At 72.9% G+C, this 22,199-nt stretch carries 16 protein-coding genes; 2 read left to right on the top strand and 14 right to left on the bottom strand.

The window, feature by feature from the left end:
• The first annotated feature begins 50 nt into the window (after window positions 1-50).
• The gene (locus AB0D49_RS34500; RefSeq protein WP_362765561.1) at window positions 51-1,028 is read left to right on the top strand and encodes a methyltransferase domain-containing protein; all 978 of its coding nucleotides are present in this window, start codon (window positions 51-53) and stop codon (window positions 1,026-1,028) included.
• A gap of 11 nt (window positions 1,029-1,039) precedes the next feature.
• Here the strand turns inward: AB0D49_RS34500 and AB0D49_RS34505 are convergent, their stop codons facing one another.
• The 14 genes from AB0D49_RS34505 to AB0D49_RS34570 form a co-directional block, all read right to left on the bottom strand.
• Window positions 1,040-2,416: an FHA domain-containing protein gene (locus AB0D49_RS34505; protein ID WP_362765564.1), complete on the bottom strand. Its 1,377-nt coding sequence runs from the start codon at window positions 2,414-2,416 to the stop codon at window positions 1,040-1,042.
• A 64-nt stretch (window positions 2,417-2,480) separates the two neighbouring features.
• Entirely contained in the window at window positions 2,481-3,830 is a 1,350-nt protein-coding gene (locus tag AB0D49_RS34510; protein ID WP_362765567.1) for a VWA domain-containing protein, read from the bottom strand.
• A gap of 258 nt (window positions 3,831-4,088) precedes the next feature.
• A complete protein-coding gene (locus tag AB0D49_RS34515) occupies window positions 4,089-5,531 on the bottom strand; it encodes a PP2C family serine/threonine-protein phosphatase (protein WP_362765570.1) in 1,443 nt (480 codons plus the stop codon).
• A 3-nt stretch (window positions 5,532-5,534) separates the two neighbouring features.
• Window positions 5,535-8,108, bottom strand: coding sequence for a tetratricopeptide repeat protein (locus AB0D49_RS34520; RefSeq protein WP_362765573.1), 2,574 nt, complete (start codon window positions 8,106-8,108; stop codon window positions 5,535-5,537).
• An 11-nt stretch (window positions 8,109-8,119) separates the two neighbouring features.
• Complete coding sequence (locus AB0D49_RS34525) at window positions 8,120-9,427, bottom strand: hypothetical protein (RefSeq protein ID WP_362765576.1); 1,308 nt, start codon at window positions 9,425-9,427, stop codon at window positions 8,120-8,122.
• A 100-nt stretch (window positions 9,428-9,527) separates the two neighbouring features.
• A complete protein-coding gene (locus AB0D49_RS34530; protein WP_362765669.1) occupies window positions 9,528-10,559 on the bottom strand; it encodes a glutamate ABC transporter substrate-binding protein in 1,032 nt (343 codons plus the stop codon).
• Between the two features lie 20 nt (window positions 10,560-10,579).
• On the bottom strand, window positions 10,580-11,971 hold the full coding sequence (locus tag AB0D49_RS34535) for a hypothetical protein (RefSeq protein ID WP_362765672.1): 1,392 nt from the start codon (window positions 11,969-11,971) through the stop codon (window positions 10,580-10,582).
• Window positions 11,972-12,693: 722 nt separating this feature from the next.
• Window positions 12,694-13,671: a BadF/BadG/BcrA/BcrD ATPase family protein gene (locus tag AB0D49_RS34540; RefSeq protein ID WP_362765579.1), complete on the bottom strand. Its 978-nt coding sequence runs from the start codon at window positions 13,669-13,671 to the stop codon at window positions 12,694-12,696.
• A complete protein-coding gene (locus AB0D49_RS34545; protein ID WP_362765582.1) occupies window positions 13,662-14,927 on the bottom strand; it encodes a 6-phospho-beta-glucosidase in 1,266 nt (421 codons plus the stop codon). Before AB0D49_RS34545 ends, AB0D49_RS34540 begins: the two co-directional genes overlap by 10 nt.
• 6 nt (window positions 14,928-14,933) lie before the next feature.
• Window positions 14,934-15,827, bottom strand: coding sequence for a carbohydrate ABC transporter permease (locus AB0D49_RS34550; RefSeq protein WP_362765585.1), 894 nt, complete (start codon window positions 15,825-15,827; stop codon window positions 14,934-14,936).
• Window positions 15,824-16,768, bottom strand: coding sequence for a sugar ABC transporter permease (locus AB0D49_RS34555; RefSeq protein WP_362765588.1), 945 nt, complete (start codon window positions 16,766-16,768; stop codon window positions 15,824-15,826). The genes AB0D49_RS34550 and AB0D49_RS34555 overlap by 4 nt, the downstream gene beginning before the upstream one ends.
• A 6-nt stretch (window positions 16,769-16,774) precedes the next feature.
• Window positions 16,775-18,112, bottom strand: a complete 1,338-nt coding sequence (locus AB0D49_RS34560; RefSeq protein WP_362765591.1) for an ABC transporter substrate-binding protein — start codon at window positions 18,110-18,112, stop codon at window positions 16,775-16,777.
• Between the two features lie 143 nt (window positions 18,113-18,255).
• Window positions 18,256-19,473, bottom strand: a complete 1,218-nt coding sequence (locus AB0D49_RS34565) for an ROK family transcriptional regulator (RefSeq protein ID WP_362765594.1) — start codon at window positions 19,471-19,473, stop codon at window positions 18,256-18,258.
• Between the two features lie 296 nt (window positions 19,474-19,769).
• The gene (locus tag AB0D49_RS34570; RefSeq protein ID WP_362765597.1) at window positions 19,770-20,876 is read right to left on the bottom strand and encodes a mechanosensitive ion channel family protein; all 1,107 of its coding nucleotides are present in this window, start codon (window positions 20,874-20,876) and stop codon (window positions 19,770-19,772) included.
• A gap of 330 nt (window positions 20,877-21,206) precedes the next feature.
• Between AB0D49_RS34570 and AB0D49_RS34575 the strand changes: the two genes are divergently transcribed.
• The gene (locus AB0D49_RS34575; RefSeq protein ID WP_362765675.1) at window positions 21,207-21,743 is read left to right on the top strand and encodes an HNH endonuclease; all 537 of its coding nucleotides are present in this window, start codon (window positions 21,207-21,209) and stop codon (window positions 21,741-21,743) included.
• Window positions 21,744-22,199: the final 456 nt, after the last annotated feature.

Consider the following 22,199-nt stretch of genomic DNA (forward strand, 5'->3'; position numbering starts at 1 on the left):
CTCATCGTCGTCTGCTCGCCTCCCGTCGCGATTCGCCGCACAGTGGAGGCATGGGTGGCGCGCACGCTCCCGGGCGGGAGCCGGTAACGCTTGCCGTGGCGGCACGCGAGGCGCTGGTGCGGGAGATCGACGCCACCGGGGCCTGGGACACCGATCCGGTGTGGCGGCAGGCGTTCCTCGCCGTGCCCCGGCACCTCTTCGTGCCCTATTACTACGACGCCGGCGAGCGCTCCTGGGGCGACGACCCCGACCCCGCCGCCCGTGAGCGCTGGCTGCTCGGCGCCTACGCCGACGCCCCGCTCGCCACCCGGCTGCGCGACGGCGAACTCGTCTCCTCCAGCAGCCAGCCCTCCCTGATGGCGCTGATGCTCGTCGCCCTCGGCGTGCATGACGGCGACCGGGTCCTGGAGATCGGCACCGGCACCGGCTACAACGCCGCCCTGCTCGCCCACCGCCTCGGTGACGACTCCCTCGTCACCACCATCGACCTCGAACCCGAGATCACCGACGCCGCCCGCGTCCATCTCGCGCTCAGCGGACACCGTCCCGTCGTCGTCACCGGCGACGGCGCCCGGGGCGTCCCCGAACGCGCCCCCTTCGACCGGATCATCGCCACCTGTGCCCTGCCGACCGTCCCGCGCCCCTGGCTCACCCAGTGCCGTCCCGGCGGCCGGGTCCTCACCCCGCTCGCCACCGGACTGATCGCCCTCGACGTCCGTGCCCCGGGGTACGCGGAGGGGCGGTTCCTGGACACTCCGGCGTTCTTCGTTCCGCTGCGGGGCGGGAGCCGTCCCGAGGTGGAGTCCCCCGGGCTCGGCGGGGTGCCCCGGCGGGGGCGGGACCACGATCTCTTCCGGTTCCTCGTCGCCCTCACCCGCGGCAGCCTCGACCCCCAGGACGCCTACGCCCTGTGGGAGCACGAGGGCCGTCCACGCCGCGAGCGCTACGGCATCACCGTCGCGGGCGACCGCGCCTGGTCCTGGCTCGACGAACCGGAGGGGCCGTACGCCTGGCCCCTCCCGCGATAGACGGGTCTCGCTCAGCCGCGCCGGATCGTGATCGTCGTCCACGCGCCCACATGCACCCGGTCGCCGTCCTGCAACGGCACCGGCACGAACGGCTGGATGGGCTCGTCCGAGCCGTTCACCGTCGTCCCGTTCGTGGAGTTCTGGTCGACCACCGCCCAGCTCCCGTCCGGCTGCTGCACCAGCACCGCGTGCTGGTGCGAGACGCCCGGGTCCTCCGGCGGCACCGACAGATCGATGTCCGGGGTCTCCCCCGTCGAGTGCCTGCGCCGGCCGATGGTGATCTGGTTGCCGGTGAGGGCGCGCTGCTGCTCCGGGCTGTACGCGGGCAGGTTCAGACCCGCCGCCTCGGGGCCCGAACGCTGCATCATCGCCAGGAAGTAGTCCCGGTCGGGACCGATCGTCGCGGCCCAGGTCAGCGGGCGCTGCGGGACCGGCGGCGCGGGCGGCGCCTGCGTGGCACCCGGCTGCGGATAGCCGTACCCGGCGGCGGGCGCGCCACCGGCGCCACCCGTCGGCGGGGAGATCACCCAGTCGTCCTCGGCGCGCCCGAAGGGACCGCCACCGGCGGGGGGCCCACCGCCGGGGGGCCGGCCCGTCTCCTGCGGGAAACCGGGCGCGGGAGGCGGTCCGGGCGGGCCGGGAGGCCCCGGATGTCCGGGAGGTCCGGCGTGTCCGGGAGGGGCCGGCTGCTGGTGGAACGCCTGCGGGGCGCCGCCGCCCATGCCGGGGCCGGGGTTGGTCGGCGGGGGGCCGGGCCGCTGCGACGGGTCACCGCCGTGGCCGCCACCACCAGGACCGCCCGCACCGTAAGGACCGCCACCGGGTCCGCCGAAGCCGCCCGGTCCGCCAGGTCCGCCCGGTCCGCCGAAGCCGCCCGGCGCTCCCGGACGCGGTGCGTTCGGGTCGCCGAAGCCGCCCCCGCCCGGCGGGATCGGCTCCGCGGGGCGGTTCATCTGCGACGGGCGCGAGCCCTGGTAGTCGTACCCGTCGGCGCCACCGCCGTACGTCGGGCCGGGCGCCTGACCGGGGCCGGGGCCAGGGGCCCCGCCCGGTCCCGTCTGGAAGCCCGGCGGTGGACCCCCGGCGGGCGGACGCGGTGCCGCGGGCGTGTACGACGTCGCCGTGTTCGTCAGGAAGTTCCACCGGCACTCCTCGCAGAACGGCGCCGCCCCCTCGCGGGGCGTACGGCACTGCGGGCACAGCTCCGGCGGGCGTCCGGGGGCGGGATAGCCCCCGCCCTGCGGGGGTCCGGCGGGCGGCGGGAAGCCGTAGCCCCCGGCGGCCGGGGGCGGCGGGGGAGGCGGCGGTACGGCACCGGCCATGCGGTGACCGCAGACCTCGCACCAGTCGTCGGAACCCGACTGGTGTCCGTTCGGGCAGGTCGGCATGTCGGCGCTTCCCCCTCTCCTTCGTCCCGGCCCCACGGCCGGTCTCTCCCACCCCGAGGGGCTGCTACTTCTTTACACGAACAGTCTTTGTCGACCGTGTTTCGAGAGTCATCTCGTCGGCCTCCGCGACCTTCGCCTTCAGTCGCACAGTACCTGTCGTGGCGTCCACGACGTCCACCACCTTCGCAAGGAGTTTCGCCGTATCGGCGTTGCCGGACGCGCTGGCGAGCTGAACGGCGCGGCCCAGTTTGGCCGTTGCGCCATCGATATCTCCGGATTTGCGCAAATCAAGCCCTTGCTGGATGACTTGCGCCAGTTCTGCCTGGCCGGTGTAGTGGGCGACCTGAGGGTTGATCGACGTCGACGCCGTCATGTCGTCCGTCCACACGGCCCGGACGAGGCCCTGGGTGCCGAGCGTGCGCGGGGTCCCGCCGCCGGGCTCGGGTATGACCAGCGAGACCCGCGCGGCCAGCATCTCCTGGCCCAGACCGGCCGCCGGAACCTCCACACAGACGTGGTAGTCACGGGACTCGTCGCCCCAGGAACCGGTCGGGTAGTCGCCCGCGCGCGGACCCGCCTCCGTGCGCCGCGCGGTGAGGTCCGCCACGCTCGGCGCGACCTGCTTCACATACTTGATCGTCGTCCCGACCGGTGTCCACAGCCGCAGTGCGACATCGGCGACCTCCTTGCCCATCGCCGTCTCCATCATGCCGGTGAAGTCGGCGGACAGGCCGGTCGGATCGGCCACGATGTCGGCGGTCCCGAGCAGCGCCGAGGCGATCGCTGTGACTTCTTTCACTTCCCAGTCGGTGCCCACGCCCCGGGCGTCACAGGTGAACCGTCCGGCACAGTCGTCCAGCGCCGCTCTCAGATCCTCCGGCGACTCATGCTCATTGCGCCCGTCGGTGAGCAGGATGCCGTGCCGGATCTCGACCTCCGCCGACGACAGCAGCCGGTCGGCCAGCCGCAGCCAGGTGCCGATCGCCGTACCGCCGCCCGCGCTCAGCCGCCGCAGCGCCTGCTTGGCCTGCTCCCGGGTGGTCGGATCGGCCACCGCGAGCCGCCCGCCGCCCGGATACGCCTCCCGCGCCACATGCGTCCCGTCGATCACCGCGAACCGGACCCCGTCGCGCAGGGTGTCGATCGCGGCGGCGGTCGCCTCCCGGGCGCCGCGCATCTTGGCCGGCGGGTAGTCCATCGACCCCGAGCAGTCGACCATGAGGGCGACCGCGGCGGACGGGCCCTCTCCGGGCGAGTAGAGGTGCGGCGCGGCGACCGCGCTGCCGACGGTCCCGCCGCCGGTCGCGCTCACCGTGACGATCGCGTTGACCTCCCGGCCGCCCTCCGGCAGATACGGGTTCTGGTACACGTCGACCGCGAACTGCGGCACGGTGGACTTCGAGAAGTTGGCCATCCTGTTCACATCCCCCTCGCACGTCCCGGTCGGCCCGGGACGCTATTGGTGGGCGGACCGGTCCCCTCCGGCCCGCGGACGATCATTTCCGTACGGAACTCCTCTCGGGACGCCCGTGACTCCCCCCGGGGTTCCCGCCGGGCACAGGGGTCTCCCCGGCCTCTGGTGCGCACGGGGCGGTGTCCCACGGCCGGATTCCCGTGGCGGGCACCTGAACCGCCCCGCCACGGACCCCGATACCCGCCCCCGCCACCGGTCTCAGGCCGATCCTGCCCCTTGTGGCACGGCCGGGAACGGCAGGACGGCCACTGTTACGTTGTCGTGGCCCCCGCCGTCCAGGGCGTGGCCGACCAGGACCCGGGCGCTGTGCAGCGGCCGTACCGCCGCGTCGACCGGGACCGTCCGGGCCATCTCCTCGGCGCCCTCGGCGTAGTTCCACAGGCCGTCGGTGCACACCACCACCACGCCTGGCCGGTCGGGTTTGAAGGACGCGGTGTGCGGCTCCAGTTCGTAGGCGTCCGCGCCGAGCCAGCCGGTGATCGCGTGGGCGCGCTCGTCGGCGTACGCCTCCGCCTCGTTCATCAGGCCCGCGGCGACCATCTGGGCGGCCCAGGAGTCGTCCTCGGTGAGCCGGGCGGGCGGCGAGGTGCGGTCCGCCGGGACCCAGTAGGCGCGGCTGTCGCCGACCCAGCCCACCACCAGCAGCCCGCCGGTCACGATCGCGCCGACCAGCGTGCACGCCGGGGCGTTCTGGTGCGGGCCCTGCTCACGGGCCGTCGCGGGCTCGTTGGCGAGCGAGTTGACCGCGCGGGACGCGGCGACGATCGCGTCGTGCATCGCCTGCTGCGGATGCGTCCCGGCGGGCAGCGCGGTGAGCAGGCTCTCCCCGGCGGCGCGGGACGCGGCCAGCGAGGCGTCGTCCGGCCGGGTCGCCGAGGAGACCCCGTCGCAGACGATCGCCAGCAGGACGGGCGAGCCGTCGGGCAGCGCGGTGCAGCCGACGCGGAACGCGTCCTCGTTGCGGTGGTGGCGCAGCCCGCGGTCGCTGACGGCGGCCACCGGACCCGACTCCTGCTCCATGTGGTCGCGTTCGCGCGGCTGGGCGTGTCCGCAGTTCTCGCAGTACCCGTCGTCGTCCACCCGCCCGGAGCGGCAGGCCACACAGACCGACACCCCGGCCGGGGCGGGCGGTGCCTCCGCGATCCGGGGGTCGGGTGCCTGGAGCGGGTACTCGTCGGGCTCCAGGGCCGCCTCCGGGTCGCCGGGCTGTCCCGCGCGCCGGTCGAACCGCACCCCGGCCGCCGCGCCGGACCCACCGGACCCCGCCTCGGCCACCGACCGCGGCCCCTGCGGCGGTACGACACCCAGGGGCGCCGCCGCCGGGGCGCCGCCGGACAGCGGGGTACCGCCGGAGTCCGTGCCGCGCAGATCGGTCGGGAGGTGGGGCGCCTGGCGGCCGGACGCCTCGGGCGCGTCGGGCCAGCCCGGGGGCTCGGTGGGCGCGGGCGGGACCGGGGGAGGCGGCGGAGGCGGCGGCGCGGTCAGGGTCAGCGTCGGATTGCCGTCCGGCCGCTGCGGCACGGCGGACAGGTCGTAACCGCACGCACCGCAGAAACGGTCGCCGGACTCCAGCGGCTCCGCGCAACTGGGGCAATGGGACACAGCGGCCTGCGGGGGCGTCTGCGGGGGCTTCTGCGACATCAACTACACCCACGTCCGGGGGCGGTAACGGTTGGCACGTTCCACCAGGTCGATCCTCTCCTCGCCGCCCGGCGCCAGCCGGGCCAGCGTGCGGTACGCGCGCTCCAGGCCGAAGCGCAGCCCCCGCTCGTCCAGCCCGTTGCCGAGCAGTGTCCGTCCTCCGGCGGCGGGAGGGGCGGAACCCCGGCCCTCGGAGAGTATCCAGTCCAGCGCCGAGCCGAGCACCTCGGTCGCCAGCCGCTCACGCCGGGTGGCGTCAAGACCGTACGCGTTCAGCGCCTCCACCTGGCCCGCCGCGGCGCTGAGATCGTCCAGGAACGGCACGTCGGAGGCGGTCGGCGCGCGGTGCCGCAGCCGGGCCCGGACGGCCGCCACCCGCGCGGCGGTGTAGTGGATGGACGCCTCCGGCACCGATTCGAGCGTCCGTACGGCACCCGCCCGGTCCCCCGCGGCGAGCTGGACCCGGGCCAGGGCGAACGCGGCGCTGACGAAACTCGGGTCCGTCGTCCACACCAGCCGGTAGTACTCGGCGGCGTTGTCCAACTGTCCCAGCACCTCCGCGCACAGCCCGAGCGCCAGCTTCGGCGCCATCTCGCCCGGGAAGGCGTCGTAGATCGCGTCGAAGGCCAGCGCCGCGCCCTCGAAGTCGCCGGTGACCAGCGCCGCCACCCCCCGGTACCAGACCACCCGCCAGTCGTCGGGACGCTCGTCCTCCAGCCGCTCCAGGGCGCGCAGCGCGGTGTCCGGGTCGCCGTTCTCCAGCCAGGCCCGCACCTGCCGCAGCCGGGTCTCGGGGGAGGGGGCGGGCGCCGCGTTGAGCGCGCTGATCAGCTCGCCGGGCGCCGACGCCAGCAGCCCCGCAAGGAAACCGGCGTTGGGGTCGGCCGAATCCACGTGCGGCACCGGCAGGGCCAGCGCGGCGGCGGCCGTGTCGATCGCTCTCACCAGCTTCGGCGCGGCCGGCGGCAGCACCGTGGCGGCCACCCCCGCCACCGAGGCGAGCGGCGCCGACGGCGACGGCGTACCCGGCGGCAGCGCCGCCCGCCCGGTCCGCGCCCGCGCCCCCAGCCGGGACACCTCGTCGGTCAGCTCCGCGAACAGCTCGGTGTCCGTGACCCGCAGCTCCGGCCCGAACAGCGTCGACAGCGCCGGGCGCGCCCGCCCCGTCTGGAGCGAGACCACCTCCCGCAACACGCCCGTCAGCTGCTCCGCCATCTCCTGCGCGGACGCGAACCGGCGCACCGGATCGGGGTCGGTGGAGCGCACCAGCAGCCGGTAGTACGACTCGTAGCGGGCGAACACCTCGATGTGGTCCGGGTCGGGCAGCGAGTCCGCGAACACACCGGTGTAGCCCTGGAAGTCGAAGGACAGCACGGCCAGCGTCCGCCCCACCGTGTACAGGTCGGACGCCACCGACGGGCCGGTCTCGGCGACCTCGGGGGCCTGGTAGCCGACCGTGCCGTAGATCGCGGACTCGTCGTCGTCCATCCGGCGCACCGCGCCCATGTCGATGAGCTTCAGCTCGTCCTCGGCCTGGATCGCGTTGTCGACCTTGAAGTCGCAGTACAGCAGATTGCGGCTGTGCAGATGGCCGAGCGCCTCCAGCGCCTCGATGCCGTACGCGCACGCCTGCTCCACCGGCAGCGGATCGCGTCTGCCGTCCGGGGTGCGGCGGCCGTTGGCTATCTCCTTGAGCGACTTGCCGCCCACGTACTCCATGACGATGTACCCGTCCAGCGAGCCCGTGCGCTGGTCCAGGTGCTCCACGAAGTTGTAGATCCGCACGATGTTGGCGTGCTCGATCTCGGCGAGGAAGCGCCGCTCGGAGATCGCGGCGGCCATCGCGTCCTGGTCCCCGGTGTCCAGCAGACCCTTGAGCACCACCCAGCGGTCGGACACCGCGCGGTCCACGGCGAGATAGATCCAGCCCAGCCCGCCGTGCGCCAGACAGCCCACCACCTCGTACTGCCCGTGCACCACGTCCCCGGCCTTCAGCTTCGGGACGAAGGAGTACGGATGCCCGCACTTGGTGCAGAAGCCCTCCACCCGGCCGGGCTGCTGTCCGCGCGAGCGGCCCACCGGCGCCCCGCAGTCCGAGCGCGAGCAGAACCGCTTGCGCTCCGGCACCTCCGGATCGTCCAGCACCATCGCGCGCGGGTCCGGCCGGGGGATCGGCGGCACCTGCACCAGCCCGGCGCCCAGCCGCCCCCGGGACGCCGTACCGGTCGCCGAGCCCGAACTGCGCACCGACACCGACCGGCTCGTGGACCGCCCCGACAGCGAGCGCGACAGCCGCCCCGACACCGACCGCCGCGACTTCGACGACTGCGACGACGTACGGGAGCTGGCGCGCGAGCCGGAGCGGATGCCGCTGCCGCGGCTGGCCGAGCCGCGCCCGCCGGCCGTCAGCCCGGTCGGCGGCGAGGAGACCATGCCGTCGGGCGACACCACCGGCGCCAGCCCACAGGTGTCGCAGTACAGCTCCCCGCCGCCCACGTCCTCGTACGCGCCCTCGCAGCCCGGTCGCTGGCAGCTCCGCCGCGCCGGTGCCTGTCCCTGCCCCTGTGCCTCGCTCATGACGCCTCCCCCTACCCCCTGTGGTCCTCGGGCATGTACGGCCCGCCGCCGAGCAGTTCGGTCGCCGCCCGCTGGTAGCGCAGCACCGCCTCCCCGGCGACCCGCAGGTCGCAGGGCGCGCTCCACAGCATCCGGCGGGCCGCGTCGTACCGCTCCACCAGCAGCGGGTCCTCCGCCAGCCCGTGCCGGGACACCTTCGCCCGGTACGCGTCCAGCCGCCCGCGCAGCTCCGCGCGCACCGCCAGCGGCGCGGTCACCGCCGTCAGCGACTCCCGGGCCCGCAGCAGTTCGTCCTCCGCCTTGCTCTCCAGCGACTCCAGCAGCGGCGACAACCGGTGCCACTGCCCCTGGCGGCGGTACTCGGCGGCCGTCGCCAACTGCTCCTGGAGGACCGTCGGCGGGCCGCTGACCACCGGCACCTCGGTCGCCGCGATCTTCGCCAGCACCTCACCGCGCGCGGTCCGCGCCTCCGCCAGCGTGCGGTCCGCGCGGCTGAGCACGTCCCGCAGCCGGATCAGCCGCTGCTCCGCGTCCTGCCGCACCCCGAGGACCGCGTCGATCTCCCGGCGCACCTCGTCCAGCGCGCGGGCCTCCCGGTCGTACACCCCCGTGTCGGGACGGCCGCCGCCCGGTGCCGAACTGCCCTGTGCGGGCAGCCAGTGGGCCAGCGGATCGGACACCACCTGCTCGCGCAGCGCGGTCAGCGTCCGGGTGATCCGCTCCAGGTCGTCCCCGGCCGGATGCTCACCGGGGCGCACTCCGACCGAGTGGGCCAGTTTGCGGGTGCGCTGGAGTTCGGCGGCCAGCAGATCGATCCGCGCGGGCAGCGCCGACCAGACCGCGTCCGCGGCGACCACCATGTCCAGGGAGCGCGCGTACAGCTCGTTCATCCGGTCCACCAGCGTGGCCAGCGAGAAGCTCTCGCTGAGCCGCCCGGTGCCGTGCAGGGTCGGCGCGCCCGCGGCCATGGCGGCGGCGCCGGCCAGGGCCACCGACTCGCCGCGCAGCAGCTCCGTCAGCTCCACCAGGTCCTCGCGGGAGGACCAGCGGCGCCGGGCGCGGATCTCCCGCGCCGAGCGGAGCGCGCCCGCGTAGGCGTCGAAGTACGTCCACAGCAGGGTGATCGCCGCCTCGGCGGTCTGCCAGCGCTCCTTGGTGACGCCGGTGAGCTGGGCGCCTTCCAGGAGTCTGCGTCCGGCGTGGTCCTGGAGGGCGAGCAGCGAGGTCTCGATCGCCTCGTGCTCGGCGCCGAGCCGCGCCAGCGCACGGTCCACCTCGTCCCGGTCCATCACCGGCCCGGTGGGTCCCGTGCCGCCCATCGATCACCTCTCGCTGCTGTCGTGTGCCGTCCGTGGGGGGTCTGTGGCGGTCAGTAGGGGTCTGTGGGGGGCGGGGCGCGGGGCGCGGGGTCCCGCGCGGCTAGCGGTACTCGGGGTCCGGTGGGGTCGCCGACTCCGAGTCCGCGCCCATCGTCTCGGACAGCCAGCGGTCGTAGGAGTCCCGCCAGCCGCCGTCCGCGCGGTAGTCCTCCAGTATGGAGTTGACCCGGCGGACCAGGTCGTCGGCGCCCTTCTTCATCGCCACGCCGTAGTACTCGGTGGTGAACCGCTCGCCCTTGAGCGCCACCGTCGGGTCCTGCGCCGCCTGGCTCGCCGCGAGCGCCCCGTCGGTGACCACCGCGTCCACCTCGCCGAGCTGGAGCCGCACCAGACAGTCCAGCTGGTTGGGCACGGTGGTGCGGATGTCCGTGGTCTCGGGCAGCTCGCCCGCCTTCTGGTCGGCCTCCAGCGTCTCGTGCGCCGTCGAGCCCTCCGCCGAGCAGATCTCCTGGTCCGCGAGGCTCTCGTCGTAGCCGGCGATGTCCGAGCCGATCGGCGCCAGGACCTGCTGGCCGGTCAGGAAGTAGGGCGCGGAGAAGGCGACGTCCTCCATCCGCGTACAGCTGATCGTCATGGTGCGCACCACCATGTCGACCTGGCCGCTCTGGATCGCCGGGATGCGCTGGTTGGTGGGGATCGCCCGGAAGATGACCTTCTCGGGGTCGCCCAGCAGCTCCTGCGCGATCCGGCGCACGAGGTCGATGTCGAACCCTTCCAGCTGGACGCCGGGCCCCTGGCGGTTGGGGTCGCGGTACCCCCAGCCGAAGCTGTTCTGGTCGACGCCGACGACGAGCTGGTCGCGGTCCTTGATCCGCTCGATCGCGGCGCCGTCGGCGGTGGCCGGGGCGAGGCTCTGGTCCTGCGGGTTCTCGCACTCGGCGGCCTTGCGTTCGGCGCTCACCCGGGAGGCGTCGGCGACGCCGGAGCCGCCCGGGTCCGTGCCGTCGTCGCCGCCGCGCGAGGCGGTCAGCGGCAGCAGCAGCGTCAGCAGCGCGGCCAGGGCGCAGACGACCGCCATGGCGCCCACGCCGCCCCAGCCCCGCAGACTGGCCCGCGCCCGATCCGCTCGCATCGTCATGCCCCCTGCCGCCCTCACCGGTACTCCGAAAGCCTGCGGCCGATCCCCAGCACCGCGCCCGCCGCGCCCAGCACGGCCAGCACCGCGGCGCCCGCCCACAGCCCGGTCATCGCGCCGAGCCCGTCACCGGCCGCCGCCTTGAACTCTTCCTGCTCGTGCTCTATCGCCGCTTTGAGGCTCGCGTCGACACCGTCGAAGCACTCACCGGTCGGCGGGTCGTCCGGGTCGCCGCCGATGATCCGGTTCAGCGCGGTCTGGTAGTCGCCCGCGTCGTCCGCCGCGCGCGCCTCGCCGTGCCGGACCTGCCACTCCTTCATGGCGCCCGCCGCCTTCGACACCGGCTCCTTCCCGGCCTTGTCGTCCGCGAGCCCGGCCGCCGCGTCCAGCCCCTTCGCCAGCGCCGCCATCGACCGCCGGAACTCGACGTCGAACTTGTCCTGGAACTCGCCGTCGACCTCCACGGTCTCCGCGCCCCGGCTGACCAGTGTCAGATTCTCGTTGCCCCGCGCCTTCAGGGAGGCGATCCGGGCGTCGTGCAGCGCGTTCAGCGAGCGGACGCCGTGCTCATAGGAGTCGTTCAGCCCCGCGCGGGCCACGCTGTGGCCGACGACCAGCCACAGCAGGACGATCACGGTGGCGCCGGACGCGGCGACCAGACCGTGGTTGAGGACCCGGTTGGTCCGCCGGTACGTACGGTGCTGGGCCCAGCCCAGGGCGCCGAGCGCGATCAGCCCGAGCCCGATGGCCGCCCACGGGTAGGGCGTGGCGTCCGCGTAGTCGGCGCTCAGCCGACGGTTCTCGGTCGTGTACAGCTTCTCGGCGGCCGGGAGCATCTCCGACTGCATCTTGTCGTTGGCGTAGCGCAGATAGGCGCCGCCCAGCGGGAAGCCCTGGCGGTTGTTGGCGCGGGCGCGCTCGATGAGGCCCTTGTACGCGGGCAGCAGCCGGTTCAGCTCGGCGATGGTGTCGGCGGACGCCGAGCCCGGCTCCGAGTTGTTGGCGGCGCGGACCAGGCCCGCGGCGGCCTCGCGGATGCCCTTCTCGTACCGCGTGCGGGACGCCTCCGTCTCCTGACCACCCGCCAGGAAGCCGCTGGACGCGGCGGTGTTGGCGTCCGCCAGCGACCGGTATATCCCCGCGGCGTCGGAGCTGAGCGGCTGACTGGTGTGCAGTACGGCGTCGGCGGCCGAGGCACGCTCCGTGGTCTGCCAGGCGGTGATCGAGCCGAACGCCACGACCAGCAGGGCGAGCAGCGCGCCGATGATCCGCAGCCGCCCCGGCTCGGTGGTGGCCGCCGCGCGCAGCCGGTCCACGCCCTCGGCGAACGCCGTACGGCGCGGCGGCTCCGGCGGCGGGGCCGGGATCGGGGCGGGGGGTGACGCGGGCTGGGGCGGGCGCGGGATCATGGGCGCGGTGGGGGCGCCCGTGCCGCTGCCGCCGCCCGCGCCGGGTGGAGCGGTGCTGCTCTTGGGCGGTTGTGTCACTGTATTGACCTCCCCCGTGGTCATCCGTCGCCGCAAGTATCGCTGCCGGGGCCGACATTCGCATCGGGCTTCACTGGATCTTGCTTCCCACAGCGCTCCCTCCCCATGAATACGCCCCCGGAATCGGTTCGGTTCCCGGGGGGTGAGGGGGGTGCGCGGGGGGTGGCCAGGGGCGCGGGGAACCGCGCACGGTTCTTGGGACGACGGGGTTCTGTGACGGGGGGTCGGGGCGGCGCCCTGCTCTTCAGGGGCGCGGGGAACCGCGCACGGCTCATAGGGCGACGGGGTTCTGTGACGGGGGCTCAGGGCGACGCCCTGCTTGTCAGGGGCGCGGGGAACCGCGCACGGCTCATGGGGCGACGGGGTTCTGTGACGGGGGGGCCGGGGCGGTGCCCTGCTTTTCAGGGGCGCGGGGAACCGCGCACGGCTCATCGGGTAACAGGGCCCCGCGACGGGGGTCAGGGTGGCGCCCTGCCTCTCCGGGGCGCGGGGAAGGGGGGCCGCCTCCGTACATGTGGTGCGTACGGGGACGGCCCCCGGGCTGCTTGGCGCCGGGCTCGGCGCGCGCGGGGCCGGGGTTCGGTGCGCGGAGGCCGGGTGCCGGCCGTACCGGCGCCGCTGTGAGCCCCGGTCCCCGCCGGAGGCTACGGCGCCGTCTGGAAGCGGGCCCGCAGCCGGTCCTGGGCCTCCGCGCTCGCGTGCACCGTGTCCAGGCCCAGAAGGGCCGCGCCCAGGACCGGGCTCGCCGTGACCACGCGGGTGGTGGCCTTGGGGGCGCGCCGCGCCAGCAGGTCCCGTATCCCGGTGTCGAGTTGCTCGTGCCGGGCGGCGAGGACGCTGCCGCCGAGGACCACCGGGGCGGTCTCCTCCAGCAGCCCGAGCCGGGACAGGGCCACCGACGCCAGTGTCGCCACCTCGTCGGCGAGCCGGTCGATCAGGGAGCGGGCCACCGGGTCGCCGTCCGCGGCGGTGCGGAACAGGACCGGCGTCAGCTCATGGCGGCGCAGCGGGTCGATCCGCTCGAAGTGCAGCGCCTCGATGAGGGCGTGCATGGTGGGCAGCCCGAAGTGCGCCGGGAGGGCGCGCATGAGGTCGGTCGGACCGCCGCGGCCGTCCTCGGCGCGCGCCGCGTGGTACAGCGCCTCCTCGGCCATCCCCCAGCCGCCGCCCCAGTCGCCGGAGATCCGGCCGATCGCGGGGAAGCGGGCGGTCCGGCCGTCCGGGAGCATCCCGACGCAGTTGATGCCCGCGCCGCACACCACGGCGACCCCGCGCGGCTCGCTGACCCCGGCCCGCAGGATCGCGAAGGTGTCGTTGCGGACGTGCACCGAGGCGCCCCAGCCGCGGGCCCGTACCGCCGCCGTCAGCCGCTCCTCCTCCAGCGGGAAGTCGGCGTTGGCCAGACACGCCGAGACATGGGCCACGGACGGGATGCCCGCGTCGGCCAGGGCGCGGTCGACCGCCTCGGCCAGGATGCCGACGGCCGTCTCCACACCCACCACGGGCGGCTGGAATCCGCCGCCGCGGGCCGTGGCGAGGACCTCGCCGGCCCCCGACACGACCGCGACGTCGGTCTTGCTGTTCCCCGCGTCGACGGCGAGGACCGCACTGCTCATGCCCACGCGAGGTGCTCCCGGTTGTGCGCAATCAGCCGGTCGGTGAGACCGTCGGCGTACGCGTGCTGGCCGATCAGCGGGTGCGCGAGCAGGGCCTTGAAGACCCGGTCCCGGCCACCGCGCAGGGCGGCGTCCAGGGCGAGGTCCTCGTAGGCGGTGACGTTCGCGATCAGCCCGGCGTACAGCGGGTCCACGGCCGCCACCGGCAGCGGGGTCGGGCCCTTGGGGCCGACGGCCGCCTGGACCTCGATCACCGCGTCGTCCGCGAGGAAGGGCAGCGTCCCGTTGTTGCGGGTGTTGACCACCTGGTAGGGGCTGCCGGAACCGCCCAGCAGGGCCGCCGCCAGATCGACCGCCGCCTCCGAGTAGTAGGCGCCGCCCCGTTTGGCCAGCAGTGCCGGCTTCTCGTCCAGCGCCGGATCGGCGTACATCTTCAGCAGGTTCCGTTCCATCTCCGCGACCTCGGCCGCGCGCGACCGCTTGGTGCGCAGTTCCTCGACCACCTCGTCGTGGGCGTAGAAGTAGCGCAGGTAGTAGGAGGGGACGACACCGAGGCGGTCCACCACCGACTGCGGCAGGGACAGGTCGGCGGCGATGCTCTCGCTGTGCTCGGCGAGCAGCGCGGGCAGCACGTTCTCGCCCTCGGGGCCGCCGAGGCGCACCCCGGTCTCCCAGGTGAGGTGGTTCAGGCCGACGTGGTCGAGGTGGACCTCGGCCGGGGTCGTCCCGAGCAGAGCGGCGAACTTCCGCTGGAAGCCGATCGCCACGTTGCACAGCCCGACCGCCTTGTGCCCGGCCTGGAGCAGGGCGCGGGTGACGATGCCGACCGGGTTGGTGAAGTCGATGATCCAGGCGTCCGGGTTGGTGCGGCGGACCCGTTCGGCGATGTCCAGCACCACCGGGACCGTGCGCAGCGCCTTGGCGAGGCCGCCCGCGCCGGTGGTCTCCTGGCCGACGCAGCCGCACTCCAGCGGCCAGGTCTCGTCCTGCTCACGGGCCGCCTGGCCGCCGACGCGCAGTTGGAGCAGCACGGCGTCGGCGCCCTCGACGCCCTCGTCCAGATCGAAGGTGGTGACGATCCTCCCGGGATGTCCCTGCTTGGCGAAGATCCGCCGGGCCAGCCCGCCGACCAGCTCCAGCCGCTCGGGCGCCGGGTCCACCAGGACCAGTTCCTCGATCGGCAGGGTGTCCCTCAACCGCGCGAACCCGTCGATGAGTTCGGGCGTGTAGGTCGACCCTCCGCCGACCACGGTGAGTTTCATGTGGTGCTAACCCTTCACTCCGGTGAGCGTGACACCTTCGACGAACGCCTTCTGCGCGAAGAAGAACACGAGGATCACGGGGGCCATGACCAGCACGGTCGCGGCCATGGTGAGGTTCCAGTCGGTATGGTGCGCGCCCTTGAAGGACTCCAGGCCATAGGACAGGGTCCAGGCGCCGGGATTCTCCGAGGCGTAGATCTGTGGCCCGAAGTAGTCGTTCCAGGCGTAGAAGAACTGGAACAGGGCCACGGCCGCGATGCCCGGCTTGGCCATCGGCAGGACGACCTTGAGCAGGGTGCGCAGCTCGCCGCAGCCGTCGACCTTCGCCGCGTCCAGGTACTCGTCGGGGATGGTGGTCAGGAACTGGCGCAGCAGGAAGATCGAGAACGCGTCGCCGAACGCCATCGGGATGATCAGCGGCCACAACGAACCGGACAGATCCAGCTGCTTCGCCCAGAACAGATACATCGGGATGATGATCACCTGCGGCGGGAGCATCATCATCGAGATGACCAGCATCAGCGTCACATGCCGGCCCCGGAAGCGGAACTTGGCGAGCGCGTACGCCACCGGGATGGAGGACACGACCGTAAGGAGTGTTCCCAGTCCCGCGTACAGCAGGGTGTTGCGCCACCAGGTCAGGAAGCCGGGCGTGTCGAAGACCTTGGTGTAGTTGCTCCACTCCCAGGTGGCGGGCACCAGGTCGCGGGTCAGCGCCTGCTCGTCGCTCATCAGCGAGGTGAGCACCACGAACACGAACGGCAGGACGAAGAACAGCGCGGCGGCCACGCCGAGGGCGTGCACCCCGATCCACTCCAGGATCGCCCGGCGCCGGGCCACCCGCTGTTCGGGGGAGGGCGCCTCGTCCGTCTTCACGGGCCGCTGAAGTACCTGTGTCATCGTTCACCTGCCGAGATCAGTCCGCCCCGGCGGCGCATCAGCAGCGCCGTGAACGCCATGGACAGCGCGAACAGCACCAGCGCGACCACACAGGCGGCGCCGTAGTCGAAGCGCTGGAAGCCGAGGTTGTAGACCAGCTGGGGGAGGGTCAGCGTGGACTTCTCCGGGTAGCCCGGCTCGAACTGCTGGCCGGAGCCGCCGATGATGCCGGAGGCGACCTTCCCCGCCACCAAGGGCTGGGTGTAGTACTGCATCGTCTGGATCACGCCGGTGACCACGGCGAACAGCACGATCGGGGAGATGTTGGGCAGGGTGACGAACCGGAACCGCTGCCAGGCCGACGCCCCGTCCAGCTCCGCCGCCTCGTACTGCTCCTTGGGGACGTCCAGCAGCGCCGCCATGAAGATGACCATCAGGTCGCCGACGCCCCACAGCGCCAGCGCGGTCAGCGCGGGCTTGGACCAGGTGGCGTCGGTGAACCAGCCGGGGGCGGGCAGCCCCAGGCTCTCCAGGACGGAGTTGACCGGGCCGGTGCCGGGGTTCAGCAGGAACACGAAGGCCAGCGTCGCCGCCACGGGCGGGGCCAGGTAGGGCAGGTAGAAGAGGGTCCGGAAGACCCCCGTACCCGTCTTGATCTTGGTGATCAGCAGCCCCACCCCGAGCCCGAACACCACCCGGCACGTCACCATCACCAGCACCAGCCAGAGGGTGTTGCGCAGAGCGGGCCAGAACATCGGGTAGTCCTGGAAGACGTACAGCCAGTTGTCCAGGCCCCGGAACTCCGGGACGCCGAACCCGTCGTACTTCATGAAGGAGAAGTACACGGTGGACAGCAGCGGGTACGCGAAGAAGACGCTGAACCCGATCAGCCACGGTGACAGGAAGGCCGCCGTCCGAAGCGCCGACCTGCGGCGCTTCGCGCGGAGAGTGTGCGTGGTCATCGACCGCTACTTCGCCTGCTCGATGTCGCGGTCGATCTGCGCGGCCGTCTTCTCCAGACCGGCCTTCAGGTCCTTCTCCTTGCCGGACTCGTACTGGTAGCCGAAGTCCTGGAGGGTCGTCTGGTACGTCGAGCCGTTGACCGAGGCGGGCGGGGTGTTGGACTCGGGGTGCTGCGCGATGTCCAGGAACGTCTTGAACTCGGGGTCGTGCTTCAGGTTCGGGGACTTCAGCGCCTCGAACGTGGACGGCACATTGCGGATGCCGTTGGAGAAGGCGACCACGGCCTCGGTGTCGGTGGTCATGTACTTCACCAGTTCCCAGGCGGCGTTCTGCTTCTCGCTCTGCGGCGCGATGCCCATGATCGTGCCGGACAGGAAGCCCTTGCCGTACTCGGCGACCTCGTCGTCCGCGACCGGCATCGGCGCGGTGCCGATCTCGAAGTCCACCCCGGCGTCCTTGGCCATGCCGAGCCGCCACTCGCCGTCCAGCTGCATCGCCACCTGCCCGGTGTGGAACGGGTGCTTGGCGCCCCACTCGTCACCGAAGGTGTTGCGGTACTTCTCCAGCTTCGCGAACCCGCCGAGGTCGCCCACCAGCTTCTTCTGGTACGTGAACATCTCCGCGAACGCCGGGTCCTTGGCGATGTTGGACTTGCCCGCGTCGTCGAAGTACGTGTGGTCCCACTGGGACATGTAGTGGTCGACGACCGTCTCGTAGCCGTGGTAGTTCGGCATGAAGCCGAGCTGCTCGTAGCTGTCGCCCTTGGCCTTGGTGAGCTTCTTGGCGACCTCGGAGAACTCCGTCCAGGTCTTCGGCGGGGCCGTGATGCCCGCCGCCTCGAAGGCGTCCTTGTTGTAGTAGAGGCCGTAGGCGTCGCCGAGCAGCGGCAGCGCGCAGCGGGTGCCCTCGAACTGGGTGTAGTCCAGCATCGGCTTCGGGATGATCGTGTCGAGGTCGAGCTTGGACTTCTCGATGAACGGCTTCAGGTCGAGGAAGGCGCCCGAGGAGCAGAACTTGCCGATGTTGGAGGTGGTGAACGACGACACCACGTCCGGACCGTTGGAGCCGCCCGCGCGCAGCGCCTGGTTCAGCTTGTCGTCGTTGATGTTGCCGACGACCTTGACCTTGATGTTGGGGTGCGCCTTCTCGAAGCGGGCGATGTTCTCCTTGATCGCCTGCACCTCGCCGGGCGCGCTCCAGCCGTGCCAGAAGTTGATCGTCGTCTGCGCGTCCGGGTCGTCCGACGCACCCGTCTCGGACGACCCGGTACAGGCGGTGGCGGTCAACGCGAGGGCGGCGGAGGCGGCCAGAGCGAGAGAGACTTTTCTGGATATACCGGGCATGGTGGGTTCTCCTGAGGGAGGAACGGAGGGACGGGGCGGAAACCTTGAGGGGCGCTGGGGGCACCCCCTCTGGGGGAGGAACTGCGCGACCAGCCACGGACGGCCCGCGGCCTTGGATCAACCGGTGTTACTGGTACGGCTCCTCAGCGGAGCGACAACGTGTCGAAGACTTCGTCTCGGGTGGTCGCGAGGGCACTCTCCAGCGCGCCTCGCAGTACGGGTTGCTCCACGACCTCGCCGACCACCAGCCGGGGGCGAGACGCGGCGAGTTCCTCCAGTTCGGCCTGGATCAGCGCCCGGAGCCGCTCCCCACCGGAGGTGAGCGCGGAGCCGCTGAGCACGACGAGTTCGGGGTCGAGGACGGACACGAGGGAGGCGAGACCGGTGGCGAGCCGGGTCGCGTAGGTCGTGAGCAGGACGGTGGCCTGCGCGGTGTCCTGGCCGACCGCGCGGGCGACGAGCGCGCTGGCGACATCGGCGTAGGTGCCCGTCGGGATGTTGTCGTAGCCCAGTGCGGTGGCCATCCGGGGGACGGCCTGGGAGCCCGCCAGCTCCTGGTAGCCGCCACTGTTGGCTTTGGTGACATGCCGGACCAGCGGGGTCCCGGGAACCGGCAGGAAACCTACCTCCCCGGCGCCGCCGGTCCAGCCGCGGTGCAGCCGTCCGCCGAGCACCAGGGCGGCGCCCAGGCCCTCCTGGCTCCACAGCAGGACGAAGTCGTCGTGTCCGCGCGCCACCCCGAGCCGCTGCTCGGCGACGGCGGCGAGATTGACGTCGTTCTCGTACTCCACCGGCATCGGCAGCGCGGCGGCGAGTTCGTCCAGCAGGCTGGGGGAGTGCCAGCCGGGCAGGTGGGAGGCGTAGCGCAGCCGTCCGGTGCCGGGGTCGAAGGCGCCGGGCGTGCCGATGACCACCCGGCGCAGATCCGCGCGGGTCAGTCCGGCGGCCTTGACGGCCCCGTCGAGGGCGTCGGTGACCTGGCGGACCACCGGCTCGCCGGCGCGGCGGCCGGGGGAGGGCAGTTCGAAGGCGCCCACGGTCCGCCCGGTGAGGTCGGCGACGGCGGCCCGGATGCGGTACGGGGTGACATCCAGCCCGGCGGCGTAGGCGGCGGCCGGGTTGACCGCGTAGAGCTGGGCGTTGGGCCCGGGGCGGCCCTCGCTGGTGCCGGTCTCGTGGACCAGTCCCGCGGCCTCCAGGCGGGCCAGCAGCTGGGAGGCGGTCGGCTTGGACAGCCCGGTGAGCTTGCCTATCCGGGTGCGGGACAGGGGGCCGTGTTCCAGGAGCAGGTCCAGTGCGGCCCGGTCGTTCATGGCCCGCAGGACGCGCGGGGTTCCCGGCGTACCGTTCGGTCCTGCCATCGGGTCGACACCTGCCTCTCACCTGGTAGTTGGGCCAGCTTGGCAGTGTCGCGAACGACCCGTCCAACCCTGGGGGCACCGGACGCTCAGCGCCACTGTTAGGAAACTTTCCTATCCGGTTGGCAGAAAGTAAGCCCACCGTGAGGAGGGCGTCAATAGGTGGCCACACAGAACGCCCCCGCGGCAACGGAGTCGTTATCTGCGGGGGCGCGGAGACGGGCTACAGGTGTGGCGTACAGGTACGGCGTAGAAGAGGGGAGCCCGGCGCGTCACGCGCTGGAACTCCCCTCCGGGTCCTACTTCGTCACGCTGGGCGGCGCTATGGGCGAGGCCGCCGCGGACTGCGGGGACGCGGTGTTGGCGAAGGCGGACGGCGCCGACATGCCCGCCGTCGGGTCGGACTCCGGGGCCGCCTCCATGGCGAGCGGCAGCCCGCCGACGAGCTGGATGCCCGCCGCGTCGAACGCGCGCTTGATGCGCCAGCGCAGTTCGCGCTCCACCGTGAGGGACTTGCCCGGCATGGTCTTGGCGCTGACCCGGACGACCATCGAGTCGAGCAGGACGCTGTCCAGGCCGAGGATCTCTATGGGGCCCCACAGCATCTCGTTCCAGGGCTCCTCCTTGCTCATCTCCTCGCCGACCCGGGTGAGCACCGCCTTCACCTCGTCCAGGTCCTCCGACGGACGGACGGTCACATCCACCCCGGCCGTCGCCCAGCCCTGGGACAGGTTGCCGACCCGCTTGACCTCGCCGTTGCGGACGTACCAGATCTCCCCGTCGTCCCCGCGCAGCTTGGTCACCCGCAGGCCGACCTCGATGACCTCGCCGCTGGCCACGCCCGCGTCGATGGTGTCGCCCACCCCGTACTGGTCCTCCAGGATCATGAAGACCCCGGAGAGGAAGTCCGTGACCAGATTGCGGGCGCCGAAGCCGATCGCCACGCCCGCGACGCCCGCCGACGCCAGCAGCGGCGCCAGGTTGATCTGGAAGGTGGCCAGGATCATCAGCCCGGCCGTGCCCAGGATCAGGAAGGACGCCACCGAGCGCAGCACCGAGCCGATCGCCTGGGAGCGCTGCCGCCGCCGCTCCACGTTCACCAGCAGTCCGCCGATCGCGGTGCCGTCCACCGCCTGCGCGGTGCGGTTCATCCGGTCTATCAGCTTGGTGATCGTCCGCCGCACCACCACCCGCAGCACCACCGCGATGGCCACGATCAGCAGCACGCGCAGCCCGATCGCCAGCCAGGTCGACCAGTTCTGCTCGACCCAGCTCGCCGCGTTCGTCGCGCTCTCGTGGGCGTCCTGGAGGGCCGGCAGCGACGGTGCGGTCTCCGACTCCGACGGCGTGGGCGTCGGGGACGCGGCGAGGACGACGGTGGCGAGACGATCGGGCAGGGACGACACGGCGGGTACCTCCTGGAGCTGCGGTCCGGCCGCCCCATGGGGAGGAGCACAGCTGCAAGGTCACGGAAAGGTCACTGGAGCGGCGGAGCCACCCACACTAGCGGGGCCTCGCGCACGGACCGCCCTGACGGCCGTCGGAGAGACCGGTCTCACCCCGGTGTGAACTGGTGGGATGAACGGCGGCTGATCCTGGGGACGATTCAGGGTGTGGTCGAAAACACTCCCAGCCCGTTACCGGGACATGGTGGCGCTTCCACCAGGCATGAGGGGAGACTGATGGCAGATCGTCCCGGCGCGAGCCACGCGCCGCCGGCGTACAAGGAGGCATCCGTGCCGCATGTCCTGGTCCTCAACGCGTCGTACGAGCCGCTCGGCGTCGTACCGCTGCGCCGCGCACTCATTCTCGTCCTGGAGAACAAGGCCGTATGCCTTGAGGAGTCCGGCGCCTTCCTGCACAGCGCGACCGTCACAGTCCCCGCACCCAGCGTGGTCCGGCTCAAGCGATTCGTCCGGGTCCCCTACAGGGGGCCCGTTCCACTGACCCGGAGAGCGCTCTTCGCGCGCGACGGGGGCCGGTGCATGTACTGCGGTGGCGTCGCAACCAGCGTCGACCACGTCATCCCGCGCTCGCGCGGGGGCAAGCACGTCTGGGACAACGTGGTGGCGTCCTGCCGCCGCTGCAACCACGTCAAGGCCGACCGGCACCTCGGTGAGATCGGCTGGCGGTTGCGCCACAAACCCGCACCACCCACCGGACTGGCCTGGCGCATCATCGGCACCGGCCATAGGGACCCGCGCTGGCTGCCGTACTTGCAGCCGTACGGCGCGGACGACGCCTTGGCCCGGATCGACGGCATCTCCGCCTGACGATCCGGGCCTTCGCATTGCCCCGCCCGGACCGGGGAGACCCCCGTCCACCCCGGTCCGCGGGGCACCCGTCCGGCGCACCGGGGGACACCCCTCGCCCGCGCCGGACCGCGCGTCGGCGTGCTCGCGCGACGGTTCGAGGCACGGGCCCGGGGGCGGGCCGGAGGCGGGCCGGGGGCGGTGTCGCGGCACCGGGCGGGCAGCTCCCGCGCCCTCCCCTGTGCACCGGGCGGGCAGCTCCCGCGCCCTCCCCTGTAGTACCGCCCCGCGTGGGCGGCCTCTACGTCCCCGCCCGTAACGCCGCCCCGCGCGGTGCGCCCTATGCCAGCTCTGGATCGGCCGTCGCCCTCGCCCTGTAGCGCCGCCCCGCGTGGGCGGCCTCTACGTCCCCGCCCGTAACGCCGCCCCGCGCGGTGCGCCCTATGCCAGCTCTGGATCGGCCGTCGCCCTCGCCCT

The organism is Streptomyces sp. NPDC048290, assembly GCF_040652095.1.
In the GTDB taxonomy this organism is placed as follows: Bacteria; Actinomycetota; Actinomycetes; order Streptomycetales; family Streptomycetaceae; genus Streptomyces.

Coding starts and splice junctions, on each gene's coding strand:
- AB0D49_RS34500 (WP_362765561.1), top strand. CDS start 51: ATGGGTGGCGCGCACGCTCCCGGGCGGGAGCCGGTAACGCTTGCCGTG.
- AB0D49_RS34505 (WP_362765564.1), bottom strand. CDS start 2,416: ATGCCGACCTGCCCGAACGGACACCAGTCGGGTTCCGACGACTGGTGC.
- AB0D49_RS34510 (WP_362765567.1), bottom strand. CDS start 3,830: ATGGCCAACTTCTCGAAGTCCACCGTGCCGCAGTTCGCGGTCGACGTG.
- AB0D49_RS34515 (WP_362765570.1), bottom strand. CDS start 5,531: ATGTCGCAGAAGCCCCCGCAGACGCCCCCGCAGGCCGCTGTGTCCCAT.
- AB0D49_RS34520 (WP_362765573.1), bottom strand. CDS start 8,108: ATGAGCGAGGCACAGGGGCAGGGACAGGCACCGGCGCGGCGGAGCTGC.
- AB0D49_RS34525 (WP_362765576.1), bottom strand. CDS start 9,427: ATGGGCGGCACGGGACCCACCGGGCCGGTGATGGACCGGGACGAGGTG.
- AB0D49_RS34530 (WP_362765669.1), bottom strand. CDS start 10,559: ATGCGAGCGGATCGGGCGCGGGCCAGTCTGCGGGGCTGGGGCGGCGTG.
- AB0D49_RS34535 (WP_362765672.1), bottom strand. CDS start 11,971: ATGATCCCGCGCCCGCCCCAGCCCGCGTCACCCCCCGCCCCGATCCCG.
- AB0D49_RS34545 (WP_362765582.1), bottom strand. CDS start 14,927: ATGAAACTCACCGTGGTCGGCGGAGGGTCGACCTACACGCCCGAACTC.
- AB0D49_RS34550 (WP_362765585.1), bottom strand. CDS start 15,827: ATGACACAGGTACTTCAGCGGCCCGTGAAGACGGACGAGGCGCCCTCC.
- AB0D49_RS34555 (WP_362765588.1), bottom strand. CDS start 16,768: ATGACCACGCACACTCTCCGCGCGAAGCGCCGCAGGTCGGCGCTTCGG.
- AB0D49_RS34560 (WP_362765591.1), bottom strand. CDS start 18,112: ATGCCCGGTATATCCAGAAAAGTCTCTCTCGCTCTGGCCGCCTCCGCC.
- AB0D49_RS34565 (WP_362765594.1), bottom strand. CDS start 19,473: ATGGCAGGACCGAACGGTACGCCGGGAACCCCGCGCGTCCTGCGGGCC.